The following is a 23,844-nucleotide window of genomic DNA, read 5'->3' on the forward strand; positions in this document are numbered from 1 at the left end:
AGGAAAGTTTAACTATTCCTGGCCCTACGCCGAAAACAGACAATACACATGGTTGATATTCAAAATAATATATACACTGCCGAGTATCTTTCTTTTATACAAAAGAAAGAGTTTCCGTGCGTGGCCGCCAAGACGGCCCTCACCTGGCAACAACTGCAGTGCCTAGTAGTAGACCACATAGCTTGCCCCAAAGACGATGCTGCCATCCTGGAGTTTCTCTACGAGTTTGTAGATACCTACCGGCAATCCGACAAACTGTACCACAGCGCCGCCATCATCTTCAAGGGGCCCGAAGTACCGAATGAGGCCTTGTTTGAGGAGTTGTTCTGGCAACGCCTGCAGGCCCTGTCTAACCTCGATGCTCAGCGCTACGGCTACGACCGGCGCGTGGTAGCTGACCCTACTTCCCCCGATTTCAGCTTTAGCCTCAAGGAAGAAGCCTTCTTTGTGATTGGCCTGCATCCGGGCAGTTCCCGGCCGGCCCGGCGGTTTACTTACCCTACCCTGGTATTCAATGCCCACGCCCAGTTTGAGCAGATTCGCGCCAATGGCCGCTACGAGAACCTGCGCGACACCATCCGCACCCGCGACGTGGCTTACTCCGGCTCCATCAACCCCATGCTCCAAGATTTCGGCTCTGCTTCCGAAGCCTACCAGTACACTGGCAAAGCCTACGATGAATCCTGGAAATGCCCCTTTTTAAGCCAACATGACTCAGTTAAACATCATTCCGCCGCGTAGCGGCACGGCCTTTATCCTGCGCAAAGGCCAGCAGCTCAAAGTAGTTGACATTGAAGGCGAGCAGGTTTCGGACTTTATCTGCTACAACCTCAACGACCGGGCCGAGTACTTGTCCTCGGGCCGCACCATCGACTACGCCGAAACCATTTTCCTGACCAAGGGGCACCCGTTTTACTCCAACCGCAGCAACGTTATGTTCGAGCTGGTGGAGGACACCGTGGGCCGCCACGACTTCCTGCTCACGCCCTGCAGCGCCGACACGTTTCGTATTATCTACGGGCATCAGCATCCGCACCGGGGCTGCTTTGGTAACCTTTGTGAGGCCCTGCAGGAGTATGGCATCAGCCCCGATGCTATTCCTATCTGCTTTAACATCTTCATGCACGTAACCGTGGACGGCACCACGGGCAAGGTGGATGTGCTGCCGCCCAAAAGTAAAGCCGGGGACTACGTAATTCTGGAAGCCAAAACTGACTTGCTGATTGGCATGACGGCCTGCTCAGCCGAGATGTCGAACAATTATGCTTTCAAACCCATTGGCTACCAGATTCTGGACCCGGCAGCTCAGTCGGCGGTGGCCTCGGCAACGACTGGGTCTGCTACTTCCTAGCGCCGAAAGTAAGGTAGCCACGCTGCCAGCCTAAGCAGGTTGGCTGGCAGCGTGGCGCGGCAGATACACCCGGAACGTGGTGCCTTGCCCCACGGTGCTGTCGACCTCTACCCGCCCGCCGGCTTGGTGGGCCAAGCGGTTAACTAGGTAGAGTCCCATACCGGAACCCACTACCTCGGGGTGAAAGCGGCGAAACAGTTGGAACAGCTGCCGACCGTGGCGGCTTAGGTCGATGCCCCGGCCATTGTCCTGGACGCTGAGTATGGTGGCATCATCGGCGGCGGTGGTGCTAACCCGAATGTGAGGCGGCCGGCCGGGCTCGGCATATTTCAGGCCGTTGCTGAGCAGGTTGTACAGCATGCTGTGCAGGCCGGGCCGGGCCATGCATACGGTGGGCGCCGCCGCAAAATCAAGAGTGAAGGCCGCGTTTTGACCGTTGACCTGCTGCAGGCTACCAATAATTTCTTCTGTGAAAGGCTGCAGGGCCACCACTTCCAGGGGTACCTGCTCCAGTTGGCGCTGCAGTTGCACAACCTCCGTCAGGCCCTTAATGGTGGTGAGAATTTGCTGGAGGGCCTGGGTAAACATACTCACCATTTCGGCCGCCTCGGGGTCATGAAACGTGACGGTGCGCCGAAGTTCCTGGAACAAGCCCGCCATATTCTCGATGGGCTGCTTTAAGTCGTGGGAGGCGGTATAGACGAAATTGTCCAGGTCGGAGTTGATGCGGGTAAGCTGTTCGTTTTTGCTGGTAAGCTGCTCATTAACCCGGGCTAGCTGCTCGCGCTGCTCCTCGGCCTGGGCTTTGGCCCGCAGCAGTTCCTGCTCGTACTTGCGGCGCTCCGTAATATCAAACAAGGTCACGCGCACTACCAGGGGCTGCTCATTGGAGTCGCGCACCAGCTGGGCGTTCATCAGCACGGGCAGGGTAGTTCCATTTTTGCGCCGAAGCGAATAGCTCAGCTCCCGCACCTGCCCCCGCACCAGCAAGAGCGGAACACAGTGCGTTTCATAGTGCAGGCGGCCGCCCACAGTAAAAAGCTGCTGCAGGCACCGGCGCGCTACCAACTCCGGGCGCTCGTAACCCAACCAGCTCAGCAAGGTGTGGTTAAGCTTTACCAGCGTGCCATCGGGCAGGCAGGAGCAGTACCCGCAGGGAGCGTGCTCGTAGAGGTCATCTAGGTTTTCCTGCGTCAGGCGCAGGTCTAGTTCCGGTAGCAGCTCATCGTCGGGTGTACTCATGATTCTGGTATAGAGGCTGCTCCCTGCAGAAAGTGGTCAATGGCCCTGATTGTCGCCGCCGGGGCGCTCAGGTGCGGACAGTGGCCGGAAGTATTCAGTACGACCAACTCATTTACGGGCAGCTGATGGTGCAGATAGATGCCCACGGCCAGGGGCGCCAGTGCATCGTGGGCACACTGCAGTACCAAAGTGGGTGCGGGCACCAGGGCCAGATCAGCCCGATTATCCGACAGAAACGTGACGCGGGCAAAGTGCCGGGCAATGGTAGGATCCGTCCGGCAGAAGCTAGCGTTTAGCTCCGCCGTCAGTTCCGGCCGGTCGGGCCGGCCCATAATCACCGGCGTAATGGCTCCGGACCACCCCAGGTAGTTGTCGTCCATGGCCTGGAGTAGCTCCTCAATGTCGGCCGGCTCAAAGCCCCCGAAGTAGTTCGTGTCGTTGAGGAAGCGCGGGGAAGGCGCCACCAGCACCAACCGGCCAATGCGGGCCGGTTCCTGAACGGCGGCCAGCACCCCAATCATGGCGCTGACGGAGTGCCCCACGAAAATAACCTCGCGCAGGTTTAGCGCCGCCAGCACCGCCAGCACATCCTCGGCGTGCGCCCGCAAGGAATCGTAACGCCCCGGTTCGTACGCCGTGAGGTCGGAACTGCCGGCCCCTACCAAGTCAAGCAGCACGATTTGGTAGCGCGCCTCGTAGGCCGGGGCCACCAGCCGCCACATGCGCTGGTCGCAGCCGAACCCGTGCACAAACACCATGGCCTGCGCTCCTACCCCAGAAATGCTGACGTTATTGCGTGTGAGAACATCCATACCCGTGGAACCGACAACCAGCACCCACGGAAACGCGGCTTTGCCAGGAGGCTACGTAAGCTGTATTCTTGCTCCTAAGGTAGTAGTTTATAGGTAGCGAGAAGTATAAGCAGGACAGTAAAATTCTTTCTGCTTGCCACTCCGTTATACCCACAAACCCCAGGGCGCTCCAACCGATACCGGGCGTGGTAAAGGGTAGCCCTTTTTTACGGGACAGGACCGCCACCAGCGCATGGAATAATGGCCTGTTACTTCATGCGCCAAAGCTGCATCAGGAGTTGTGCATGGCAGCGTAGTGCTCGTCAATGGACTGGTCCATGGCTTTCTGAAACGTCGACAGAAGTTTGATACGCTCCGTGTCCGGCATGTTCTGTAGCGTGTGCTCAAACGTGGTCCGGTACACATGCGCCATGAAGTCGGCGCCGTAGGTGGTAAAGAATCCGTCGTGGATTTTACTGAAGGCTACCTTCTCGGCAGAGGAAATAGAGAGTGATAAAGCCAGCCATTCTTTGGCGTTGTTAGCCAAGCTAAGTTGCAGGTCTTGGTCCACGGGATAGAGGAAAAAAAGAGGAGGATGCGGACCTTACTGCTGGCGGCGGTAAGGCAGGTAGGTGCTGGTGGCAGCCGGGGCGGCCACGGCTCCGCGGCCCCCGTGCGCGGCGTAAAAACTCTCGATTGCCGTTTCCAGGGCCGGCCCGTCGTGCAGGGCTACCGTGGCAAACACATCCTGCGCCGCGAGCGGGGCAGCCAGGTTGCTTAAGCGGCAGCCATCAATACCCAGGGGGTGCTCAATAAACAGCCGGGTACCATCCTGCGCGGCGGCTTCGTGTTGGTAGCGCCATGCCTGACGAAACGTAGGTTGATTGGCACCACGGGTGGTGGAAACGGCGGCAAAGCCCAGGCTTCGCAGGTAAGAATCAGTCATGGAGAACAAGGAAAATTTAGGAAGTAAGGGAGAGCTCGGCGGCCCAGTTTACCTGGCGCAGCAGCACGCGGAATTCAGCCTCCGAGGCCACCCGTCCCTGAAAGTTGTACAGCATCTGCCCATTTACTACCTCCAGCAGGGTCAGCTCTCCATCCTCATACACCACGATGGTTTCCTGCCCGCAGGCGCTGTTGCGGCTGTAGCGCAGCTGGCCGGGCGGAGAAGCAAACACAACAAAGCCAAGAGCGCGCAGCAGCTCAGCAGTGGGCTGATAGGAAGCAGACATGAGTAGATGGGGAGAGAAGCGCGCGGCAGAAGTGCCGCGCAAGGGGCCAACAGGCGCCGGAGGTAGTAAAAGCGCTGGCTAGTAGCAGGGCTTGCATCAGTAGCAAGCGGTAGCGCCGCGGTTAAGTTCGGCATTTGCCCGCCAACTTCCTATTTATTACGGCAAGCGCCTCCTATAAAGCCCGCCGGCCCGCTCACCTCAACCCGGACCTATGAGGGCAAGCTACTACCGGGTAGGCGGCCTCACCCGCCACCGAGCGGCACGGTAGCTACCCCAGGTGCTTTCCGGGTTTACTCCGTGGTTTCAGACTTAATCAGCTCGATTTCCGACTTATCTAAGGGTTTGTGAATCAGACGGGTAACCAGGGGGTTTTGGGCAGCCCGGGTTAAGTCGGTCTGGGCCAAAGATGAGGTAAGGATGTAGATGCGGGTGTGGTCCAGCACGTGCGGCGCCACGGGCTGGAGCGCTTCCAGAAACTCCCAACCGTTCATCACGGGCATGTTCAAATCCAGCAGGATAACCTTGGGCAGCTCCGGCACCGGAGCCTGCTGTAAATACCCCAGGGCCTCCTGCGCCGATTGAAAAGAGGTTATAGAATCGGCAAATTCTTCGCGTTGCAACAGCAGCCGCATCAGGAAGATGCTCGTCATGTCGTCGTCGATTAAAACGGTATGCATGCTCACTCTTTAGGATAAATGTACCACGAATTGGGTGCCGACATTCACGGTGCTGGTTACCGTAATGCGTCCGCCCATCGCCTCAACATGCGTTTTTACCAAGTATAAGCCTAATCCGCGGCCTTCCGGCTGGGTATGGAAGCGCTTATACAGCTTAAAGATATCGGCGCCGGCCTTTTGCGTATCGAAGCCCGACCCATTGTCGGTTACTTCTACCTGCGTGCCGGGCCCCGGCTGGCTGGGCTGGGCAACGATGGTGATGCGCAGCGGCCTTTCCTCTGAGCGATACTTTATGGCGTTGGAAAGCAAGTTAAAGAAGACGCTGTAGAGGTAGGCCCGGGTACCTCGCACGCACAGCCCGACGGGTATTTCGTAGTAGACCTCACCCTTGCACTGGTCCAGCGGATCCTGCAGGCTTTCCACTACCTGCTGTACTACCTCGGCCAAAGGCACCTGCTCCGGCTCCGATACGCCCTGCTTGTCGCGCACGGTCAGGATGGTGTTCATGTCGTGCAGAACGGTATCCAGCTGGCGGGTATTCAGCAGCAAGTGGTGCAGCAGCTGCTCGTACTCGGGCGCCTGGCGCTGCTCCCGCGGCTGATCAATCAGCAAGTCAACCAAGCCCAGCATATTGGCCAGGGGCGCCCGCAGGTTATGCGACACGATGTAGGCGAACTGCTGCAGGTCCTGGTTTTGGCGGTACAACTCCTCGTGGGCTTTCACCTTGTCCGTAACATCGGTAAAGTACACCGACAGGCCCTCTTCGGAGGGGAATACCCTTACTTCCAGCCACAATTGCCGGGGCTTAAAGAAGGCCTGAAAGTGCACGGCGTTTCCCGTCGTCATGGCCACCTGGAACTGCCGGTGGAACTCCCCGAGGCTTTCGCCCATGAATACCAGCCAAGCGGTTTTGCCCAGGAGCTGCTCGCGGCTCATGCCCAGCAGCCGCTCTACCTCACTGTTGATAAAGCTAAACGTCCAGCGCCGGTCGAGCAGGAAAAACGCATCCGTAATACTCTCAAAAATGGTATTGAGCCGCCGGGCCTGCTGGGCAATGATGGACCTGGAAGCGGCCTCCACGGTAATGTCCTTGGCCACCATGTGCACCCCCGTTACCTGCCCATCAACCCGCAGCGGCACTTTGGTTACGTTTAGTACCCGGGACTCGGCGCCCTTAAGCTGCACGTCCACCTCAAACTCCACTTTGTGGCCTTGAAAGGCTTCAGCCAGCTTCTCGTTAAACAGCGGCGCTTTGTCGGGGGGTAGGAAGTCAGAGAAGGGCCGGGCCAGCACTGCTTCCTTGGGCCGGCGTACCAGTTCCAGAAAGGCCTGGTTGGCATCCAGGATAACCCCAGTTTGGTTTTGGAACAGCACAAAGTCGGGGTTGTTCTCGAACAGGGAGCGATACCGCTGTTCGTCTTCCACTAGTTGCGTGTCGATATTCATGAGCAGACGAGCACATGGGTTGGGTATTCCATCTGGCTGGTCGGGCCGGATAGCATGCAGTAGCACGTTGGTTTTCAGGGCTTCTCCTGATATATCCACTTCTACCATCAGGCCGGTATTGCCCGCGCTGCTGGTAGTGCCCAACTGAATTTACGCTTTCGAGCGCAGCAGGGCCGCTAAGTCCGGAAAATTTTTCCGGAAAATTTCACAGTCCCAGTTATTGGCCGCAACGGGCTGGTCTTCTCCTCTGCCGGCAGGCGTAGGCTTTCTACTCGTCATTGACACGCGCAGACCGACCCGCTACCCCTTTGGCACTGCTGGCAGGTGAGCTACTAAAACACCCAAGCGCCGCGCAGCCACTGGCGGCCGGCTGGAGCCGGCTGCTTTTCCCAACTGAAAGGTCAGGCTACTGGTCTACTGGTTCGTACACGAGTACGTACGCCGGGGGTAAGTTTTGCAGCACGTGCGTTTCGGTGAGTGAGCGAAAGAATCTGGTAAATAGCTTCTTATTCTGGAGCGAGTATTGAAATAAGATGAGCTTACCGGCGGGGGCCAGCAGCTGCCGGGTGTGCTCCAAAATACGCCACCCCACCCGCCGGGGCAGCGACGAAAAGGGCAGGCCGCACACCACGTAGTCGGGCTGGGGGAGCCCCAGCTTACGCAGGTGGTCCCCGGTCTGGTCAGCCGAGCCGTGCAGCACGTGCACATCGGCGTGGCTGGCGTAGCGCTCCTGCAGCAACTGGCAAAAGCGCCGGTTTACCTCCATGAGCACCAGGGTAGTTCCAGCTTTGCGCCGCTTCATCAGCATCTCGGTAAAAACACCCGTGCCGGGCCCGTACTCCACAATACAGGTAGCCGCATCAAAATCGATAGGCTCCATCACCTTGTCGGTCAGGGCTTGTGAGCTAGGCACCAAAGACCCCACCGTGGCAGGGTTACGGAAAAACTCTTCTATAAAGGAAGCAAGCATGGCAAGCACAGGTTGCAAAAAGAAGACAGAAAATAAACCGGCTGCTGATTGTACGGCGGCAGGTTGATGGGGGCTAAATAAGACGCTTCCTCTGTGGTAGAGACAGTGAATCACCGAGCGTGCTGGCTTTAGTGAACATGATGCTTCAGCACCGCCTCTACATGCTGAGGAATGCGGGCATCGTAGGCTGGCTCTGTATTTATTACCCGCCTTGCCTGTAAGGCTAATGCCCCTGCATCGGTCAATGAGGGTTTACATCATCTGAAAACCTTGGAAGAGGATATAGCCTTAAGCATTTATTTATAATTATTTCTTTTTTAAATAATACTTTTACAATCACCTATCTTCTTATTATTGAATCCGCCCGATGCGCCACAGTCACTCTGTCTTCGTTTTTTTGTTGCTCACCTGGGGGCTTTTGCCACCAACTCCGGCTACTTCCGGAGCCCAGCCACCGCGTAAAGAACCTGCCGTTACTCGTATTGGGGCTATTCAGGGCAGCGCGGGAGCAGCTAAAGCCGGTACCTACACCATCCAGGCCATCGTGACGGGGGTGTATCCGGGCCTGACGCCGGGCGGATTCTACGTGCAGGAAGCAGCCACCGCCTCCGACGGTAACCCCGCTACCTCCGATGCGCTGTTTGTGGTGCAGCCAGAAGCCAAGGTGGCCCCCGGCGACAAAGTACAGGTAACCGGAACGGTGCAGGAAGCCGGCACCGCGCCCTCCTTCGACCAGGCCGTACTCACCGACGCTACTGTTCAAGTGCTTTCCAGCGGCAACGCGCTGCCGGCCTTCATTACCCTACCCCTGCCGCCCTACTCCGGGGCTGCTTTGGAGCGTTACGAGGGCATGCGGGTGCAGTTTCCGGTGCCGCTTACCGTTTCAGACGTGTATACCCTGCGGCAACGGGGCGAGCTAACCCTGACCACGGGCGGTCCGGTGTACCAACCCACCCAGTTCATCGACCCCAACGACGACCCCGCCACCGGCACCCGCAGCACCGGCACGAGCAATCTGGCCGCCATCAACGCCTATCAGGCCGCCAACCTCGACCGGTCCATTCTGCTTGATGACGGCAGCGCGGCTACCAACCCTACCCCCATTCCCTTCCTCGACCCCGCCCTACGCACCGTCCGGGTGGGTAGCACCGTGGCCCAGCTGCGCGGCATTCTGGGGTTTGGCTTCGGGAAGTGGCGGGTGCAGCCCCTGCCCGGCCCCGACGCTCCGGTCCTGGTGGTCACGCGCCCGCCGGTGCCGGTGTTTGGCCCGCTACATCTGAAAATAGCCAGCTACAACGTGCTCAACTACTTTAACGGGGATGGGGCCGGCGGCGGATTCCCGACCCCGCGCGGGGCCAAAACCCCGGCCGATTTCGCCCGCCAGCGTAGCAAAATCATCCAGGGGCTGGTGCTGATGAACCCGGACATCATCGGCCTCACCGAAATTGAAAATGATGGCACGGGCCCAACCTCCGCCATTCAGGACCTGGTGAACGGGCTCAACCAGGCCCAGGGGCCGGGCACTTACGCTTTCATAAACGATGGGGGCGCCACCCAGCAACCGAACAATACGGATGTTATCCGGTGCGCTATTATCTACAAGCCGGCCGTGGTGGCCCCGCTCGGGGCGGCGCGAGTAGCCTCGGTAACGGGCGTGTTTGAGCGGCCGCCCCTGGCCCAGGTGTTCACCACCCGCCGCAAGGCCCGCCCCGATACGCTGGCTGTCGTCATCAACCACTTCAAGTCCAAGGGCAGCGGCACTGGCGTCAATGCCGACCAGAACGACGGGCAGGGCGGCTCCAATGACCGGCGCCGCAACCAAGCCAGTGCCTTGGTGCAATTCGTGAATACCTCCGTCGTTCCGGCCGGCACCAAGCGGGTCGTCTGCATCGGCGACTACAACGCCAACTACGAGGAGGACCCCATTGACATTATGAGGGCCGCGGGGCTGGTCGTCGTAACGCCGCCCACCAGCGCTTCCTACGTTTTCAAGGGCCTTACCGGCTCCCTCGACCATTGCATCGTCACGTCCAACATGGTGGGGTTTATCGATGTGCACAAGTGGAACATCAACTCCGGCGAGCCGCTGTTTCTGCAGTTCGACATGGCCGGCGCGGCCACCGACGTGAGCACGCCCTTTCGCTCCTCCGACCACGACCCGGTGCTGATTGGGGTGAACTTCGCCGGCATTACGCCGGCCAACATGGGCACGCCCCGCCTGTTCGTGTATCCCAAGCCTGCGGCCGGCGGCCAGGCCTTTACCCTGGCCAACCTGCCCAAAAACACCGGCCCGCTCACGCTGGAAGTACTTCTGCCCCAGGGCATACCCATGCTCCGGCTACACGGCTCCGGCAGTCTGCTCCAAGCCGAGCTCAACCGCTACACCGGCCACCTGGCCCCCGGCATATACGAGGTGCGCTTGCAGGGCCGCAACCTCAACCGCACCCAGCGGGTGATGAAGGAGTAATTCTAGGACAAGCAAGGCTAGCTCCCAAACCACCTACGCCTTGCCATTGGCTGTGCTCTGAAGAAAACGGGCCAGGTGGGGAGCGGTGCGGCTTTGCTTTGACTTAATGATGGTAGCCGGCGGGCCGGCGGCTATTATCTGGCCGCCCTCATCACCGGCGCCGGGTCCGATGTCCAGCACCCAGTCGGAGGCGGCTACCACGCGCATGTCGTGCTCTACTACGATGACGGTGTTGCCCGCTTCCACTAGGCCATCAAGCTGGATGAGCAGCTTTTCTACGTCGGAGGGGTGCAGGCCGGTGGTCGGCTCGTCGAGGATGTAGAGGGAGTTGCCGCGCTGGGCCCGTTGCAGTTCGGTGGCTAGCTTGATGCGCTGGGCCTCACCGCCCGATAGTTCGGTGGCCGGCTGGCCTAGGCGCAGGTAGCCCAGCCCTACCTCGCGCAGCACCGTGAGGGCGCGCTGCACGGTGGGTTCTTCTTCGAAAAACGCCCAGGCATCGTCCACGGTCAGGCCCAGCACCTCGGCAATGTTCTTGTCGCGGTAGGTAATTTCCAGGGTTTTGGCGTTGTAGCGCGCCCCCTGGCAGACCGGGCAAGGCGCGTACACGCTGGGCAGAAACAGCAGCTCTACCATTACAAAGCCTTCGCCCTGGCAATTCTCGCAGCGCCCTTTGGCCACGTTAAAAGAAAAGCGGCCGGCATCGTAGCGGCGCTTGCGGGCGGCGGGCGTAGCGGCAAACAGCTTCCGGACGTGGTCGAAGAGGCCGGTGTAGGTAGCCATGTTGGAGCGCGGGGTGCGGCCGATGGGTTTCTGATCTACGCGCACCAGGCGCTTGATCTGCTCCATGCCGCCGGTAATTTGTCCGCCGGTTTGGGGGGTAGCGGCCCGCTCCAGAGGGTCGGCCTCTTCCTCCTCGGCGGCTACCTCCTGCCCCAGCTGCTCGGCGACCAGCTCCACCAGCACCTGACTAACCAAGCTGGACTTGCCCGAACCCGATACGCCCGTGACGGTGGTAAACACGCCCAGTGGAAACTCCACTTCAAGCTCCTGCAAGTTGTTGCGCGTGACGCCCTGCAGCCGCAGCCAGCCGGCTGGGGTGCGCGGCTGATGCGCAACCGCCTCGCGGCCAGCCCCGAACAGGAAGCGCCGCGTTTGGGAAGCCCCTACCGCGGCCAAACCGGCGGGCGCACCGCTGTACAGAATTTCGCCGCCCTGCTCCCCGGCCGCGGGCCCCACGTCCACCAGCCAGTCGGCCTGGCGGATAACATCCAGGTTGTGCTCTACCACGAACAAAGAATTGCCAGCCTGCTTCAGGCCCTGCAGGGCGTTGAGCAGGGCCTCTGTATCCGAAGGGTGCAGGCCGGCCGAGGGCTCGTCGAGCACGTACACTACCCCAAACAGGTTGGAATACAGCTGGGTAGCCAACCGCAGCCGCTGCAACTCCCCCGGCGACAACGTGGGCGTACTTCGCTCCAGGGCCAGGTAGCCCAGGCCCAAATCCAGCAGCACCGTTAGGCGGGCGCACAGGTCGGCGGCAATGCGCTGGGCCACGATAACCTGCTCAGGATGGGCCGCATCGTGGGGCTGGCGCGCGGCCCTGCCCTCGGCAAAGGGTCGTAGCAGCTCGGCGACCCGCTTCAGCGGCAGGCCCGACATGTCGGCAATGTCCAGGCCGGCAAACGTGACGGCCAGGGACTCGGGCCGCAGGCGCTTGCCCCGGCAGGTGGGGCACTCCGTGCTGAGCATGTACTGCAGGGCCCGCTTTTTCATGAGCGGGCTCTGGGTGGTAGCGAAGGTGTGCAGCACGTGGCGCTTGGCGCTGCTAAAGGTGCCCATGTAATTCGGGGGCTCCCGGCGCTTAAGGGCCCGCTGGGTTTCCTGGGGCGAGTAGCCGGGGTAAACGGGCACTACGGGCTGCTCCTCGGTGAATAGGATCCAGTCGCGCTGCTCTTGGGGCAGCTCTTGCCAGGGCCGGTCCACGTCGTAGCCCAGGGTCACGAGAATGTCGCGCTGGTTTTGGCCGCCCCAGGCCTGAGGCCAGGCCGCAATGGCCCGCTCCCGGATGGTGAGCGAAGGGTCGGGCACCATGCTTTGCTCCGTTACCTCGTATATGCGGCCCAGACCGTGGCACTGCGGGCAGGCGCCCTCGGGGGTGTTAGGCGAAAAGCCCTCGGCGTACACTATGGCCTGGCCGGCGGGGTAGTCGCCGGCCCGGGAATAGAGCATGCGCACCAGGTTCGACAGCGTGGTAACCGAGCCCACCGAGGAGCGGGTGGTGGGCGTACCGCGCTGCTGCTGCAGGGCCACGGCCGGCGGCAGCCCTTCAATCGAATCTACTTCGGGCACGGCCATCTGGTGAAACAGCCGCCGCGCGTACGGCGACACCGATTCCAGGTAGCGGCGCTGGGCCTCGGCGTAGAGCGTGCCAAAAGCCAGGGAAGACTTGCCGGAGCCCGAAACGCCGGTGAACACGACCAGCGCATCACGCGGAATCTGTACGTCGATGTTCTTGAGGTTGTGTTCCCGCGCCCCGCGCACCTGCACGTAGCCAGTAACGTTTTGAGGGGCAGGCAAAGAATCCTTTTTTGACATGGAGAAGGCAGCAACAGGGTCATTCCGAGGGCGAGAAACAAGCTACCTATGAGCCGGCCAGCCGGTGTTCTTCCCTACCCCTGGAATAGCAATACTACTTCCCGGCCGGTAGGGTTATTTCAGGGGCTCCGCCGCTGGCCGCTGCTCCAGGCTTTCCGAGTTCAGGCAGTAGCGCAGGCCGCCGGGCGCCGGGCCATCCGGGAACACGTGGCCCAGGTGGGCGCCGCAGATGTTGCAGAGGGCCTCCATGCGCTGCATGTGGTGGCTTTCGTCGAAGGCGTAGCGGATGAGGTTGCGGGCCAGGGGCTGGGTGAAGCTGGGCCAGCCCGACATGGCGTGGTACTTGGTGCTGGAGTCGAAGAGCGGGGTGGCGCAGCCCCGGCAGGCGTACACGCCGGGCTCGTAGGAGCGGCAGTAGGCGTTGCGGTAGGGCGGCTCGGTGGCTTTCTGGCGCATTACCCGAAATTGGGCGGGGCTGAGCTGGGCCTGCCACTGGGCCTCCGACAGTTCCAGCCGACGCGGGGGTTCGGGGTTGCTGTATTTGGCGAATGTAAGCACGTCTATCCAGCGGAGCATACTACCTTTGAGGTCAGGGGTGGAAAAGAAAGAGGGCGGGTTTTGTAGGATTTGGACGAAGTTGAACGCGGTTGCTAGCCGCACGTGGCATGGAATATTTGTACGAAACCGCTTCTCTTTCTATTGGCTACGACCCCGACCACCAGTGGCTGTACGTGGAGTGGAAAGGCGTGCACGATGCCACCTCAGCGCAGACGGGCGGCGAGCTGGTGCTGCAGTACCTGAAGCAGCGCCCCTGCCACAAAATGCTCAACGACAACAGCCAGGTAACCAGCGGCTGGGAGCAGGGCGCCAAGTGGGTAGGCAGCCAGTACTACCGCATGCTGGCCGAGGAAGGCATGCACTTTGTGGCCTGGGTGTGCCCGGCCCATTGGTCGGCGCGCAAGTCCATGGATACGGCCATGCAGTTCGTTACCCAGCCGGTGGTAGTACTCTTTGATGACGTGGCCACCGCCTACGGCTGGCTGGTGCGCCAGGCCTGAGCAGCCGTTCCGCCCGCACCCCAGGGACTTAACTACGGGGACATTTTCAGCCGCTTCCCTACCCCACGCAGTTGCCTAGAGCTGGGCTAGGTGCGTCTGAATTTCGGCCAGCAATGGGCGGGCCGCTACCTCGGGCTGCAGGCACTGCTGCTGCAAAGCCAGCAGGCTCTGGTATGTAGCAGCCGCCGCGGCCGGCACCTCGGTGCGGGTCAGCAGTTCTTCCAGCAAGCAGCCAAAGGCTCGGGTCTCCAGGCGCTGCAATGCCTGGGCGGTACTGGGGTCGGCGGGGTTGAAAAAGCAAGCTGCCCCAAAGTCGCTTAGCAGGGAGTCGCCGGCCGGGGTGTGCAGGATGTTGTGGGCGTACAAGTCGCCGTGCAGGATGCCGCGGGCGTGCAAGTGCGCCGTGGCCCCGGCAATGCCGCGCGCCAGGCGTAGGGTAGCCCCTAGGTCGAAGCGCAGGTCGGGGGCGTACACGTCGCGGGTGCAGGTGGCGAAGCTGGGCGGGCCAGCCAGGTTCCGGAAGGCCGGATCAATCAGTTCCAGCACCAGCCCCTCCGTGTCCGCATGATTGGCCACCTTGCCCTTCACCGCCACCAGGTTGGGGTGCACGCCCGCACTCATGCAGGCTACCATCTCGCTACGGGGCAGTCCGTCGCTGGTGAGGGCACCCTTAAACAGCTTTACCGCCACGGCTTCAGCAGGGGTGGCCGGCTGCTGCCACTGGGCCCGGTAGATCCAGCCCGAAGCGCCTTCCCCGAGCTGCTGCTCTATCCGTAGGCTGTCCCAGGCAATGCCCCTAATAGGATTACGATTTTCGGCAGCGGCTTCGGCCGGCTCACTACATGGGTTGCCGGCAAAGGCCAGCCAGGTCAGACGGGGCATGGTCAGCAGCCACGCCGGCAGGCTGGTAAAGCGGTTGGCCGCTAGGCGCAGCAGCTCCAGGTTGGTGCACCAAGCCAAGGTTTCGGGCAGCTGTTCCAGGTGGTTGCCGGCCAGCATGAGCTTCTGCAACTGCGGGCAATTGCCAATTTCCGGGGGGAGTTCACCAAGCTGATTGTCGGTCAGAATCAGCCAGCGCAGCTTGGGGGGCAGAGCCGCGGCCGGCAGCACCTGAATCTGGTTGGCCTTAAACCCGACCATGCTCAGCTCCGGGCACTGGCCCAGCACCTCGGGCACAGCAGCAAACTGGTTGTCGGAGCAAAACAGAATACGCAGCTTCCGGAGCCTGCCCAAATCCGGGGGCAGCACCGAGAGGCGGTTGCCGCTCAGGTTCAGGATTTCCAGCGTATCGGCCAGGTCGAAAATCTCCCGGGGAAACTCCGTCAGGTCTTCCGATAAATCGAGGCGGGTAGTCCCCGCTAACTTTCCGGCGCGCAATTGGTCAAGCGTGTGCATGCGGCAAAGGTCGGCAAGGAAGCCCGGACGCGCATCATGCCCCCTCGGAGCGGGTAGTAGAAAAGAGGCAAGAATGAACGCAAAAACGCCAGTCATTCCTCGTCTCACTCGGTATGACTGGCGTTTTAATCCACCTGTTTCGGCGGGGCAGCTAGTATGCAGGGGCAGCACGCCCCTGCCCTATTCCCGGCTTACGAGCTGCACGAGAGGGTAGCGCTGCCCGGCTTTTCGCGGGCCCAGTCGGGGCGTTTGGCGGCTAGCTCCTCGTGCTCGGGCTGCTCATCGAAGGGCTTTTTCAGCACCTCCATCAGGCGGTTCAGCCCCGACAAGTCGCCGGCTTCGGCGGCTTCAATGGCCTGCTGGGCCAGGTAGTTGCGCAGCACGTACTTGGGGTTGGCGCGCAGCATCTTTTCCTGAATAGCCTCCGGGCTGGCCTGCTCCTGCTGCAAGCGCAGGAAGTACCGATGCAGCCATTGCAGCAAGTTCTGCTCCTCATTGGGGGCCATGGTATAGGCCGCCGCGGCCAGCAGCTCCCGCCACTGGGCCTCCCCGTTTTCGGGAGCTTTCAGCAGGGCGGGCGCGGTGTGCGAGAGGTGGCGGAAAAACAGGGTCATGTCTACCTCTGACTCGGCCAGGGTCTGCTCCAAGGCCTCGAACAGGGCCTGATCTTCTGCCTGGTGTAAGGAAGTGAGGCCGAGCTTGTGCAGCAGCATCTCGTGACGGGTGTTTTCCAGGGTGCTGATGTACACGTCGAGCGCCGGGTTCAGCACCTCCACGCCCGCTACCAGCGGCAACAGGGCCTGGCCCAGCTGCATCAGGTTCCAGAGGGCCACCTTGGGCTGCTGCCCGAAGGCGTAGCGCCGGCCGCCGAAATCGGTGGTATTGGGCGTCCAGTCGGGGTCGTAGGGTTCCAGCCAGCCGTAGGGGCCGTAGTCGATGGTCAGGCCCAGAATGCTCATGTTGTCGGTATTCATCACGCCGTGCACAAAGCCCACCGACTGCCAGTGCGCAATCATGATGGCCGTGCGGCGGCAGATTTCGGCAAACCAGCGCGCGTACACCTCCGGCGAAGGCTCGCCCAGCTCGGGGTAGTAGCGTCGGATAACGTAGTCGGCCAGGGCGCGCAGGTTGTCCATTTCGCCGGTGGCCAGGAAAATTTGAAAGCTGCCGAAGCGCACGAAGGTAGGCGCCACCCGGGCCACAATGGCGCCGGGCTCGGGCCGTGGGTTGCCGTTGTAGAACATGTCGCGCACTACCATGTCGCCGGTGGCTACCAGACTCAGGGCCCGGGTGGTGGGCACGCCCAGGTAGTGCATGGCCTCGGAGCAGAGAAACTCGCGCACAGAGGAGCGCAGCACGGCCCGCCCATCGGCCCGGCGGGAGTAGGGCGTGGGGCCAGCGCCTTTCAGCTGCACTTCCCAGGTGGTGCCGTCGGTGGCCGTTAGCTCACCCAAGGACATGGCCCGGCCGTCGCCGAGCTGCCCGGCCCAGTTGCCGAACTGGTGGCCGCCGTAGCGGGCAGCAAAGGGTTTCATGCTGGGAGCCAGGCGGTTGCCGGCCAGCACCTCCACGGCCGGGCCCCGCTCCGGGGGGCGCGTCAGGCCCAGGAAAGCGGCCAGCTCCTCAGACCAGGCCAGCAGCTGCGGGTCGGCAACGGGGGTGGGCTCCACGCGGGAGTAGTGGTAGCCGGGCACCTGCCGCGGCCGTTTGTCGAGGGAAGCCTCGCCGCGCAGCTCATCCACAAAGGAATTCTGAAACGGGGCCTGCTCTATGGAATGGGGGGTAGTAGACATAGGAAAGTAAGCTAAGGGGGCCTTGCTTGGGCGGCCCCCGCCCCTCGAAAACGCGAATCAGGCCCACAAGTTTCCGCTGGGCGGGCCCGGAAAACGGCTAGCTGAACGGTACGGCGGACCTCCCCCCGGCCCCAACCTCGACCATAACCTCCGACCCCCAAACCGCGCTACACCTGCTACCACCTACCCTACTCTCTCCATGGCAACTCAGAAGCTGCGCGGCAACGACCTGCGCAAAATTGGCTACCCCGAAGGCCGGGCCACTACCCTGGCCCTGGATATTCTGGAGGACCGCCAGCTCAAGAACCTCGACAAAGGCAGCGCCCTGGCCCTGCTTCAGAAAATAAAGGCCGACCCCTACGCCTACCTCCGCGACTCGCTGTGGCGGGAGCTGGCCAAGGAGTTCGTACCCGACCCCAGCCGCGACGTCAGCCTCAGCCCCGACGTAAAAGACTACCGCCGCTACGGGGAGGCCTTTATCGAGGACGGCGCCCGCAAGCAGATGGACACGGCCATGAAGCTGCCCGTGACCCTGGACGGAGCCCTCATGCCCGACGCCCACCAGGGCTACGGCCTGCCCATTGGCGGGGTGCTGGCCGTGGATAACGCCGTGATTCCCTACGGCGTGGGCATGGACATCGGCTGCCGCATGGCCCTGTCGGTATTTCCTTTGCCCCCACGCTACCTGGAGCAGCGCACCCAAGAACTGAAAAAGCTGCTGCACAACCACACTCGTTTCGGGGCTAAGGAAGTGTTTAAGAACCCCACCCACGACCCGATTCTGGACCGGCCCGAGTTTCGGGAAATTCCGGTGGTCAAGGGCAAGCGGGAGGCCGCCATCAACCAGCTGGGCTCCTCGGGCTCGGGCAACCACTTCGTGGAGTGGGGCGTGGTCGATATCACCACCGAAGACAACGAGCTGGGCGTACCCATCGGCCAGTATTTGGGGCTGCTGTCCCATTCCGGCTCCCGGGGGCTGGGGGCGGCCATTGCCCAACATTACACCAAGGTAGCCATGCAGAAGTGCCCCCTGCCCCCGGAGGCGCGCTACCTGGCCTGGCTCGACCTTGCTTCGCAGGAGGGCCAGGAATACTGGCGGGCCATGAACTTGGCCGGCGACTACGCCTCGGCCTGTCACCACGATATTCACCGCCGCTTGAGCCTAGCCCTGGGCGAGAAACCCCTGGCCAAAGTGGAAAATCACCACAACTTTGCCTGGAAGGAAACCCTGCCCGATGGGCGCGAGGCCATTGTGCATCGCAAGGGCGCTACCCCCGCCGGGCAGGGCGTACTCGGCGTGATTCCGGGCTCAATGACGGCCCCAGGCTTTATTGTGCGGGGCCGCGGCGAGCAGGACTCCATCCAGTCGGCTTCGCACGGGGCGGGGCGGCGGCTTTCCCGCACCCAGGCCAAGCAGCAGGTGTCGGAAGGCGAACTGCGCCGCCTGCTGCGCGACCAGGGCATTGAGCTGATTGGCGGCGGGCTCGACGAAGCGCCCCAGGCCTACAAGGACATTCACCAGGTAATGGCCCACCAGCAGGACCTGGTCGATGTGCTGGGTTCCTTCCGCCCCCGCATTGTGCGCATGGATGCCGGCGGTGGGGGCAAAAGCAAGTACGGCGGCGAGTAAGCAGGAATCAACACCAGATAACTCAACCCGAAGCCCGTCAGGTTTTGCCTCCGGCACTGCCTGATGGGCTTCGTTATATCCCGGACCATGGATACGGTCAAACCTATCAGGTGTAGCTCGTAGGGTTGGGGTAGGCCCTGCGCCTATCCTACCAGCTGCGCTTCCCGCACCGGGGCCAGGGCTTCCGTTTTCAGATGATGGGCCAGCAGCAGGGCGTGAGCCACAATAGTAAGGGTAGGATTGGCGTGCCCGCCCGTGGGGAAAACCGAGGAGCCCGCCACGTACAAGTTGTCCAGGCCATGCACCTTGGCGTGCTTGTCGACGACGCCCGTGCGCGGATCCTCCGACATGCGGGTGGTGCCGATGTGGTGGGCCGAGGAGTTGAACGAGCCGATGTGCTTGCGGATATGGTCACGCAAATCAGCTTCCTCGCAGTTGATTTCGCCTAGGTTCAGGGCCTTGAAACGCTCCACGAACAGCTTGTGGGCCTGCACCACCGACTCCACATCGGACTCCAGAAACGCCAGCTTTACCTCAGCCCGGGGCATGCCAAAGGCATCTTTCTCGGTTGCTGAAAGGCAGATGCGGCTTTCCCGGTTGGGGGCCTGCTCGGCCTGAATGTAGAGGCCCCAGTAGGGGTTGCGGCGCGAGGGTAGCAGGTAGGGTACCCGGCGCTTGGCCATGCGCTTGAACCCCAGCTTTACCAGGTCCGGAATTTCGGTCAGGCCGTTGCGCAGGATGTTGGCCAGGTGCTCCCGCAGGGCGGGTAGCTGCTGCCGGGCCTGCTGCGCGCCCCGGCTCACCGACTTGCGCCCCTGGCTCAGAATGAACAGCAGGGACTTGGCCACGAACCGGGAGGAGAACAGCACGTCGCGGTGGCCGTTTTCGTTTTTGGCGTGGTACAGGAAAAAGATGGTGTTGAGCAGGTGGTGAGCCTCTTGGGCAGGCTCCGGAATCCACCAGCGGCGGCGGCAGTATACGCCGCCCGCGTCCCGCTCAAAGTCGGCCTGCAGCTTTTTGTTGTCGTGCAGCCGGATGTCGGTATACACCCCGCAGATGTGGGCCATGTAGTAGCGCCCCACATTATCATGCTGGTTGCCCAGGCCAGTTGGAAAACGCGCGCTGGTGGAAGCCAGCAGCAGCCGGGCATTTTCGATGCCGCCGGTAGCCAGCACAAACTGCCGGGCCTGCACCCGCAGGTTGCGGCCTTCCATGCGCACGTTCACATGGCCGACGGTGGTGCTGTGGTCGTCCTCCATTTCCAGGGACAGCACGTGGGCATCGAGCAGCACTTGAATGGTGCGGCTGCTTTCCAGACGCTCCCGGTAGGTTTTGGCGAAGTGCACCGGCGGGCTCCAGCGCTCTAGCGGCCCGGACGTCAGCTCCTCCGAGTCCATACCGGCCAGAATTTCGCGCTGCCCCTTGGGAAAGGCCTGGTGTCCATCAAACTCAAAGCGCCCAATCTGACACACCTCGGCGGCCTGGTGGTAGTAGGGCAGCAGCTCCTCGTAGGAAATCGGCCAGCCGCTGTCGGGCACCCAGGCCCGGGGCTTGAAGTCGAGGGGCTCGAAGGGGATGCAACGCCCACCCCAGGCGGCGGAGCTGCCGCCAAACTGCCGGCGCCGGTTTTCCTCCAGGGGCTCGTGGGTGCCGGCCTGGGGCACCACGCCCCGGTACAAATCCTGGTTGGCCAAGGTTTCCGTCCAGCCCCCGCCCGTGAGCACCAGCACCCGCAACGGGGAGTTTTCCAGGCTCAACGCAATGGAAATAGCGGCCGGACCGCTCCCAATCAGGCAGAGGTCCGCCGTCAGCGTCTGGCCTTCCTCAAACGTGTTTTTCGAGATAATCATGCGAGTAGCTGGTGTAGGTGGGGCAAGGCGGCGGGCAAACTGGGCACGTAGCGCAACGACTCAATATTGTGCTGCAAGTGGCCCAGGCTGCTGGTGCCGAACAGCACGATGTCGGCTTGTTTTTCGGCCAGCACCGCCCCAATCAGCAGCTGCGGGAGCGTCAGGCCACTCAGGCCCGGCAGCTGCTGCACCGCCGCCGCCTGCCTAGCGAAAGTGGGCTGTAGGGCGCTGAAGGGCTGCAGGACCATGTTGGCCAGCACCGGCACGCCGTGGGCCCGGCACAGGGCCACAATGGGGTTGGGGTTGCGCCAGCTTACGGTGGTTTGCACTAGCTGCACCTGCCCGCTCGAGATGCCAGCTTCTACTACCCGGTAGTCGTTGCTGGAAACGCCGGTGTAGCGCGCCAGGCCCTGCTCTCGGATGCGGGCCAGACCCTCCCAGGGGTCGGCCTGGGCAATGTCGTTCCACGTGGGCTCGTGCAGGAGCAAGGCATCGGCGGCTTCCACGCCGAGGCGCCGGTTGCTTTTCTGCACGCTGCTGATCAGGTAGGCAGAGGTGTAGTTGTTTTTGGCGCCGCTGCGCTGTTTCACTTTCTTGGCCAGCTGGTTCAGGGGGGAAAGCCAGCCCGGCGTGTGCACGCAGGGCTGCCCGGCTTTCGTAACCACAAAAAACGGCTTGCCCGTTGCCCGGATGCCTTTCCGGATCAGCCGCTCCGCGTCGCCGGAGCCGTAGAAGTCGGCCGTGTCAAGCAGGTTTACCTCGCGCTCGGCAGCCACTTCCAGAAACTCAGCAAAGGCGGCCGGCGCCATGCGGCTGCCCAGGGAAGCTACCCGACTGGTTCCAATGCCCAAGGGCGACAACTGCTCAAGTGAAATCATGCCTTTTTTGCGGTTAAATAGGACGCTGCTGGAGTACCTGGGCCACAGTTGCCAGTGGCAACTGCCAACCTGAAGCAAGCAGCAGGAAAGGAATCGGAGCGCTGCTCGCCTTCGGTGCCGGGCTCCGCCGTGCTACCTCACAAAGAGTGCGAAAGCCCCTTGTTGGTAGTACATAAGAGAAGCAAACCGAAGGGCAACAGAAGAGGAAAGAGGTTTCCACCAGGGTAAATATTGATACATTTTTTGATTTTATATAATGATTTGAATAAATATTTTAAAACATAGGTATACCCCTCCTTGGGAGAATGCCAACCGGAGCCGGTAAACAAGAATAGCTGAGCCTAGCTGTTGCAGCCGGTTCCATAGTATCCTTTGCCGGGCGGGAAGCCGGTTGACGCCTCGTCGTTACTAGGTCAGATAAGCCTATGGCGGTGTAACACCAGTCTTTCAGGCTGCTTCGCTGCCTTCCTGCCCTGGGCTTATCAGTTCACTTGCTACCCACGGGTTACCAGGGGTTGCGCTTGTCTGTTGTTCGGCTAATCAAGTACATTTAGCCTCCCCTGGGGCGTTTCCCTACTGTCCCGCCTCGGGTTAGCTGGGCCGCGGGCCACCCTACCCGGGACCTGGCTTCTCGTATTCCTTTTTCCTCAGCCTATGCGTTTTACTACCCTTCTGGCGGGCCTGGGCCTGGCCACAACTCTTCTATCGGCCTGCACCCGCAGCAGCACGCCCGCTACTTCCCGCGCGCCGGGCGAGCCTCTCCTGAGTGCCATTCAGGAGGACGACGTGCGCCGGGACCTGTTTGCCCTGGCCGATGACAAGTTCCGGGGCCGCCGGGCCGGCACTGCCGATGAGCTGCGCGCCGCTGTGTGGGTGGCCGAGCGCGCCCGCGAAGCCGGCCTGGAGCCCGCCGGCGACGAGGGCACGTACTTCCAGTTCTACCCCCTGCGGCGGGTGACGGTAGCCGCCTCCACGCGCCTCACGGTCAGCGGTAAGCCCCTGAGCCTGTGGAAAGATGCCTGGGTGACTACCCCGCTCAACGCCCGCTTGGATGGTCCGGTTGTGTGGCTGAACTCTCTGGCCGATACCGTGCGCCGGGACCTGCGCGGCAAGATTGTGGCCATGCCCCTGCTGCCGCCTACCCCCCTGCCGGCCCCGAAGATGAGCTTGTGGGCCATGCGCTACACCCTGGCCGCCATTGCCCAGCAAAGCACGGCCCTGCGCACGCGCGGAGTAGCCGGCATCGTTCTGGCAGCTAATGCTACGGCCGAGCCCAGCCTGGAGTTTGTGGGCCACCGCTACCAGGATGGGCTCTACCTGCTGCCTTCCATGCCCCTGCCGGCGTCTGCGGTGCCGGTGCTGCTGGTGCGCCAGGCCGTGGGGGCCCAGCTGCAAGCCCGCGGGGCCCGGTTGCAGGCCGAGCTAACAGCCAACGATTACGAGTACCCCTCGATGAACGTAGTAGCGCGGGCCCCCGGCACCGACCCCACCCGCCGCACGGAGCACGTCCTTTTTAGCGGCCACCATGACCACGACGGCATTGGCTCGCCCGTAGCCGGTGACTCCATCTGGAACGGGGCCGACGACAATGCTACCGTGAGCGTGGCGCTGCTGGCCATTGGCCGGGCCTGGAAGCAGCGGCCGGGCGCCCGCTCAGCCTTGTTTGTGTGGCACGGGGCCGAGGAGCGGGGGCTGCTGGGCTCGCGCTGGTACGCCGAGCACCCCACGGTGGCGAAGTCCTCCATTGTGGCCGTGCTGAACGGGGACATGATGGGCCGCAACGCTCCCGACTCAGCGGCGTTGCTGGGCTCCACGCCGCCCCACCGCAATTCCAAAGCCCTGGTAGACATGGCCCTGAAGGCCAACGAGAACTTCACCAAGTTTGCCCTCGATAACTCCTGGGACGACGCCAAGCACCCCGAGGGCTGGTATTTCCGCTCCGACCATTTGCCTTATGCCCGGGCGGGCATTCCGGCCTTGTTCTTTACCACCCTGCTCCACCCCGACTACCACACCCCCCGCGACGAAGCCTCGCGCATTGACGTGGCCAAGCTAACCCGCATGACCCGCTGGATGTACGCCACCGGCTGGGCCGTTTCGGCCACGCCCGAGCGCGTAACCGTGGACCCCGACTTCAAGCTGGAGCGGTAGTCTACTCACTTCTACGTAGTCGCAGCTCCGTGGCGCCCGGCTTCCTGAATCAGGGGGTCGGGCGTTACGCATTTCAGCCCCACTGGATGATGCGTTTGATCTAGCGCCGTTAGGCGTTGGGAGCTGCTACCAGGCACCCTGAATATGTTGCCGCAGCCTAATACGCGTAGCGCCTAAACCTCTCATTTACTTGCATTAATACAAATTATCCTCTATATTATTTCCTAAATCCACCTGTAAATAGCCCCTCCTTAACATGTCATGCTGAGCTGGCGGCCAAGCATCTCGCTCAGCTGATGTTCCCCTGTTAATCAGACGCTT

At 61.9% G+C, this 23,844-nt stretch carries 20 protein-coding genes; 6 read left to right on the top strand and 14 right to left on the bottom strand.

Annotated features, from left to right (window positions below):
* The first annotated feature begins 48 nt into the window (after positions 1-48).
* Together gntA and IEW18_RS18420 are read left to right on the top strand one after the other, a co-directional pair.
* Positions 49-741 carry a guanitoxin biosynthesis heme-dependent pre-guanitoxin N-hydroxylase GntA gene (gene gntA / locus IEW18_RS18415; RefSeq protein ID WP_188559348.1) on the top strand — a complete coding sequence of 231 codons (693 nt, stop codon included), beginning with the start codon at positions 49-51 and terminating at the stop codon, positions 739-741.
* Complete coding sequence (locus IEW18_RS18420) at positions 710-1,351, top strand: DUF1989 domain-containing protein (RefSeq protein WP_188559349.1); 642 nt, start codon at positions 710-712, stop codon at positions 1,349-1,351. The genes gntA and IEW18_RS18420 overlap by 32 nt, the downstream gene beginning before the upstream one ends.
* Positions 1,352-1,381: 30 nt before the next feature.
* Here the strand turns inward: IEW18_RS18420 and IEW18_RS18425 are convergent, their stop codons facing one another.
* The 8 genes from IEW18_RS18425 to IEW18_RS18460 form a co-directional block, all read right to left on the bottom strand.
* Complete coding sequence (locus tag IEW18_RS18425) at positions 1,382-2,593, bottom strand: PAS domain-containing sensor histidine kinase (RefSeq protein WP_188559350.1); 1,212 nt, start codon at positions 2,591-2,593, stop codon at positions 1,382-1,384.
* Positions 2,590-3,405, bottom strand: a complete 816-nt coding sequence (locus tag IEW18_RS18430; protein WP_188559351.1) for an alpha/beta fold hydrolase — start codon at positions 3,403-3,405, stop codon at positions 2,590-2,592. The genes IEW18_RS18425 and IEW18_RS18430 overlap by 4 nt, the downstream gene beginning before the upstream one ends.
* Before the next feature lie 271 nt (positions 3,406-3,676).
* On the bottom strand, positions 3,677-3,955 hold the full coding sequence (locus IEW18_RS18435; protein ID WP_188559352.1) for a hypothetical protein: 279 nt from the start codon (positions 3,953-3,955) through the stop codon (positions 3,677-3,679).
* A 33-nt stretch (positions 3,956-3,988) separates the two neighbouring features.
* Positions 3,989-4,330 carry a hypothetical protein gene (locus IEW18_RS18440; protein WP_188559353.1) on the bottom strand — a complete coding sequence of 114 codons (342 nt, stop codon included), beginning with the start codon at positions 4,328-4,330 and terminating at the stop codon, positions 3,989-3,991.
* A 16-nt stretch (positions 4,331-4,346) separates the two neighbouring features.
* Positions 4,347-4,616, bottom strand: coding sequence for a hypothetical protein (locus IEW18_RS18445; RefSeq protein WP_188559354.1), 270 nt, complete (start codon positions 4,614-4,616; stop codon positions 4,347-4,349).
* 290 nt (positions 4,617-4,906) lie between these two features.
* Positions 4,907-5,293: a response regulator gene (locus tag IEW18_RS18450; RefSeq protein WP_188559355.1), complete on the bottom strand. Its 387-nt coding sequence runs from the start codon at positions 5,291-5,293 to the stop codon at positions 4,907-4,909.
* A 9-nt stretch (positions 5,294-5,302) separates the two neighbouring features.
* Positions 5,303-6,883: a sensor histidine kinase gene (locus tag IEW18_RS18455; protein ID WP_188559356.1), complete on the bottom strand. Its 1,581-nt coding sequence runs from the start codon at positions 6,881-6,883 to the stop codon at positions 5,303-5,305.
* A gap of 262 nt (positions 6,884-7,145) precedes the next feature.
* Positions 7,146-7,709: a class I SAM-dependent methyltransferase gene (locus IEW18_RS18460; protein WP_188559357.1), complete on the bottom strand. Its 564-nt coding sequence runs from the start codon at positions 7,707-7,709 to the stop codon at positions 7,146-7,148.
* 418 nt (positions 7,710-8,127) lie between these two features.
* Here IEW18_RS18460 and IEW18_RS18465 point away from each other — a divergent pair, with 418 nt between their 5' ends.
* Positions 8,128-10,176: an ExeM/NucH family extracellular endonuclease gene (locus tag IEW18_RS18465; RefSeq protein ID WP_188559358.1), complete on the top strand. Its 2,049-nt coding sequence runs from the start codon at positions 8,128-8,130 to the stop codon at positions 10,174-10,176.
* A gap of 33 nt (positions 10,177-10,209) precedes the next feature.
* Here IEW18_RS18465 and uvrA read toward each other — a convergent pair whose 3' ends face one another.
* Entirely contained in the window at positions 10,210-12,768 is a 2,559-nt protein-coding gene (gene uvrA / locus IEW18_RS18470; protein WP_188559359.1) for an excinuclease ABC subunit UvrA, read from the bottom strand.
* A gap of 114 nt (positions 12,769-12,882) precedes the next feature.
* Positions 12,883-13,344 (bottom strand): peptide-methionine (R)-S-oxide reductase MsrB, encoded by a 462-nt coding sequence (gene msrB, locus IEW18_RS18475; protein ID WP_188559360.1) that lies wholly within the window; start codon positions 13,342-13,344, stop codon positions 12,883-12,885.
* A gap of 89 nt (positions 13,345-13,433) precedes the next feature.
* Here msrB and IEW18_RS18480 point away from each other — a divergent pair, with 89 nt between their 5' ends.
* Positions 13,434-13,826, top strand: a complete 393-nt coding sequence (locus IEW18_RS18480; protein ID WP_188559361.1) for a hypothetical protein — start codon at positions 13,434-13,436, stop codon at positions 13,824-13,826.
* A gap of 75 nt (positions 13,827-13,901) precedes the next feature.
* Here the strand turns inward: IEW18_RS18480 and IEW18_RS18485 are convergent, their stop codons facing one another.
* Positions 13,902-15,221: a leucine-rich repeat-containing protein kinase family protein gene (locus IEW18_RS18485; protein WP_188559362.1), complete on the bottom strand. Its 1,320-nt coding sequence runs from the start codon at positions 15,219-15,221 to the stop codon at positions 13,902-13,904.
* Between the two features lie 191 nt (positions 15,222-15,412).
* A complete protein-coding gene (locus IEW18_RS18490; RefSeq protein WP_188559363.1) occupies positions 15,413-17,014 on the bottom strand; it encodes a protein adenylyltransferase SelO in 1,602 nt (533 codons plus the stop codon).
* 199 nt (positions 17,015-17,213) lie between these two features.
* Here IEW18_RS18490 and IEW18_RS18495 point away from each other — a divergent pair, with 199 nt between their 5' ends.
* Positions 17,214-18,644 carry an RtcB family protein gene (locus IEW18_RS18495; protein ID WP_188559364.1) on the top strand — a complete coding sequence of 477 codons (1,431 nt, stop codon included), beginning with the start codon at positions 17,214-17,216 and terminating at the stop codon, positions 18,642-18,644.
* Positions 18,645-18,787: 143 nt separating this feature from the next.
* Here IEW18_RS18495 and IEW18_RS18500 read toward each other — a convergent pair whose 3' ends face one another.
* Both IEW18_RS18500 and IEW18_RS18505 read right to left on the bottom strand, forming a co-directional pair.
* Positions 18,788-20,494, bottom strand: coding sequence for a GMC oxidoreductase (locus tag IEW18_RS18500; RefSeq protein ID WP_188559365.1), 1,707 nt, complete (start codon positions 20,492-20,494; stop codon positions 18,788-18,790).
* Complete coding sequence (locus IEW18_RS18505) at positions 20,491-21,372, bottom strand: aldo/keto reductase (protein ID WP_188559366.1); 882 nt, start codon at positions 21,370-21,372, stop codon at positions 20,491-20,493. Before IEW18_RS18505 ends, IEW18_RS18500 begins: the two co-directional genes overlap by 4 nt.
* A gap of 654 nt (positions 21,373-22,026) precedes the next feature.
* On the opposite strand from IEW18_RS18505, the gene IEW18_RS18510 reads away from it, so the two are divergent.
* A complete protein-coding gene (locus IEW18_RS18510; protein ID WP_188559367.1) occupies positions 22,027-23,523 on the top strand; it encodes a M28 family metallopeptidase in 1,497 nt (498 codons plus the stop codon).
* Positions 23,524-23,844 lie beyond the last annotated feature (321 nt).

Origin of the sequence: Hymenobacter glacieicola (assembly GCF_014640315.1) — a bacterium.
Lineage (GTDB): Bacteria > Bacteroidota > Bacteroidia > Cytophagales > Hymenobacteraceae > Hymenobacter > Hymenobacter glacieicola.

Excerpts from the sequence above, each read along its gene's own strand:
- gntA (WP_188559348.1), top strand. The coding sequence starts at position 49 with ATGGTTGATATTCAAAATAATATATACACTGCCGAGTATCTTTCTTTT.
- IEW18_RS18420 (WP_188559349.1), top strand. The coding sequence starts at position 710 with ATGACTCAGTTAAACATCATTCCGCCGCGTAGCGGCACGGCCTTTATC.
- IEW18_RS18425 (WP_188559350.1), bottom strand. The coding sequence starts at position 2,593 with ATGAGTACACCCGACGATGAGCTGCTACCGGAACTAGACCTGCGCCTG.
- IEW18_RS18430 (WP_188559351.1), bottom strand. The coding sequence starts at position 3,405 with ATGGATGTTCTCACACGCAATAACGTCAGCATTTCTGGGGTAGGAGCG.
- IEW18_RS18440 (WP_188559353.1), bottom strand. The coding sequence starts at position 4,330 with ATGACTGATTCTTACCTGCGAAGCCTGGGCTTTGCCGCCGTTTCCACC.
- IEW18_RS18445 (WP_188559354.1), bottom strand. The coding sequence starts at position 4,616 with ATGTCTGCTTCCTATCAGCCCACTGCTGAGCTGCTGCGCGCTCTTGGC.
- IEW18_RS18450 (WP_188559355.1), bottom strand. The coding sequence starts at position 5,293 with ATGCATACCGTTTTAATCGACGACGACATGACGAGCATCTTCCTGATG.
- IEW18_RS18460 (WP_188559357.1), bottom strand. The coding sequence starts at position 7,709 with ATGCTTGCTTCCTTTATAGAAGAGTTTTTCCGTAACCCTGCCACGGTG.
- uvrA (WP_188559359.1), bottom strand. The coding sequence starts at position 12,768 with ATGTCAAAAAAGGATTCTTTGCCTGCCCCTCAAAACGTTACTGGCTAC.
- msrB (WP_188559360.1), bottom strand. The coding sequence starts at position 13,344 with ATGCTCCGCTGGATAGACGTGCTTACATTCGCCAAATACAGCAACCCC.
- IEW18_RS18480 (WP_188559361.1), top strand. The coding sequence starts at position 13,434 with ATGGAATATTTGTACGAAACCGCTTCTCTTTCTATTGGCTACGACCCC.
- IEW18_RS18485 (WP_188559362.1), bottom strand. The coding sequence starts at position 15,221 with ATGCACACGCTTGACCAATTGCGCGCCGGAAAGTTAGCGGGGACTACC.
- IEW18_RS18490 (WP_188559363.1), bottom strand. The coding sequence starts at position 17,014 with ATGTCTACTACCCCCCATTCCATAGAGCAGGCCCCGTTTCAGAATTCC.
- IEW18_RS18495 (WP_188559364.1), top strand. The coding sequence starts at position 17,214 with ATGGCAACTCAGAAGCTGCGCGGCAACGACCTGCGCAAAATTGGCTAC.
- IEW18_RS18500 (WP_188559365.1), bottom strand. The coding sequence starts at position 20,494 with ATGATTATCTCGAAAAACACGTTTGAGGAAGGCCAGACGCTGACGGCG.
- IEW18_RS18505 (WP_188559366.1), bottom strand. The coding sequence starts at position 21,372 with ATGATTTCACTTGAGCAGTTGTCGCCCTTGGGCATTGGAACCAGTCGG.
- IEW18_RS18510 (WP_188559367.1), top strand. The coding sequence starts at position 22,027 with ATGCGTTTTACTACCCTTCTGGCGGGCCTGGGCCTGGCCACAACTCTT.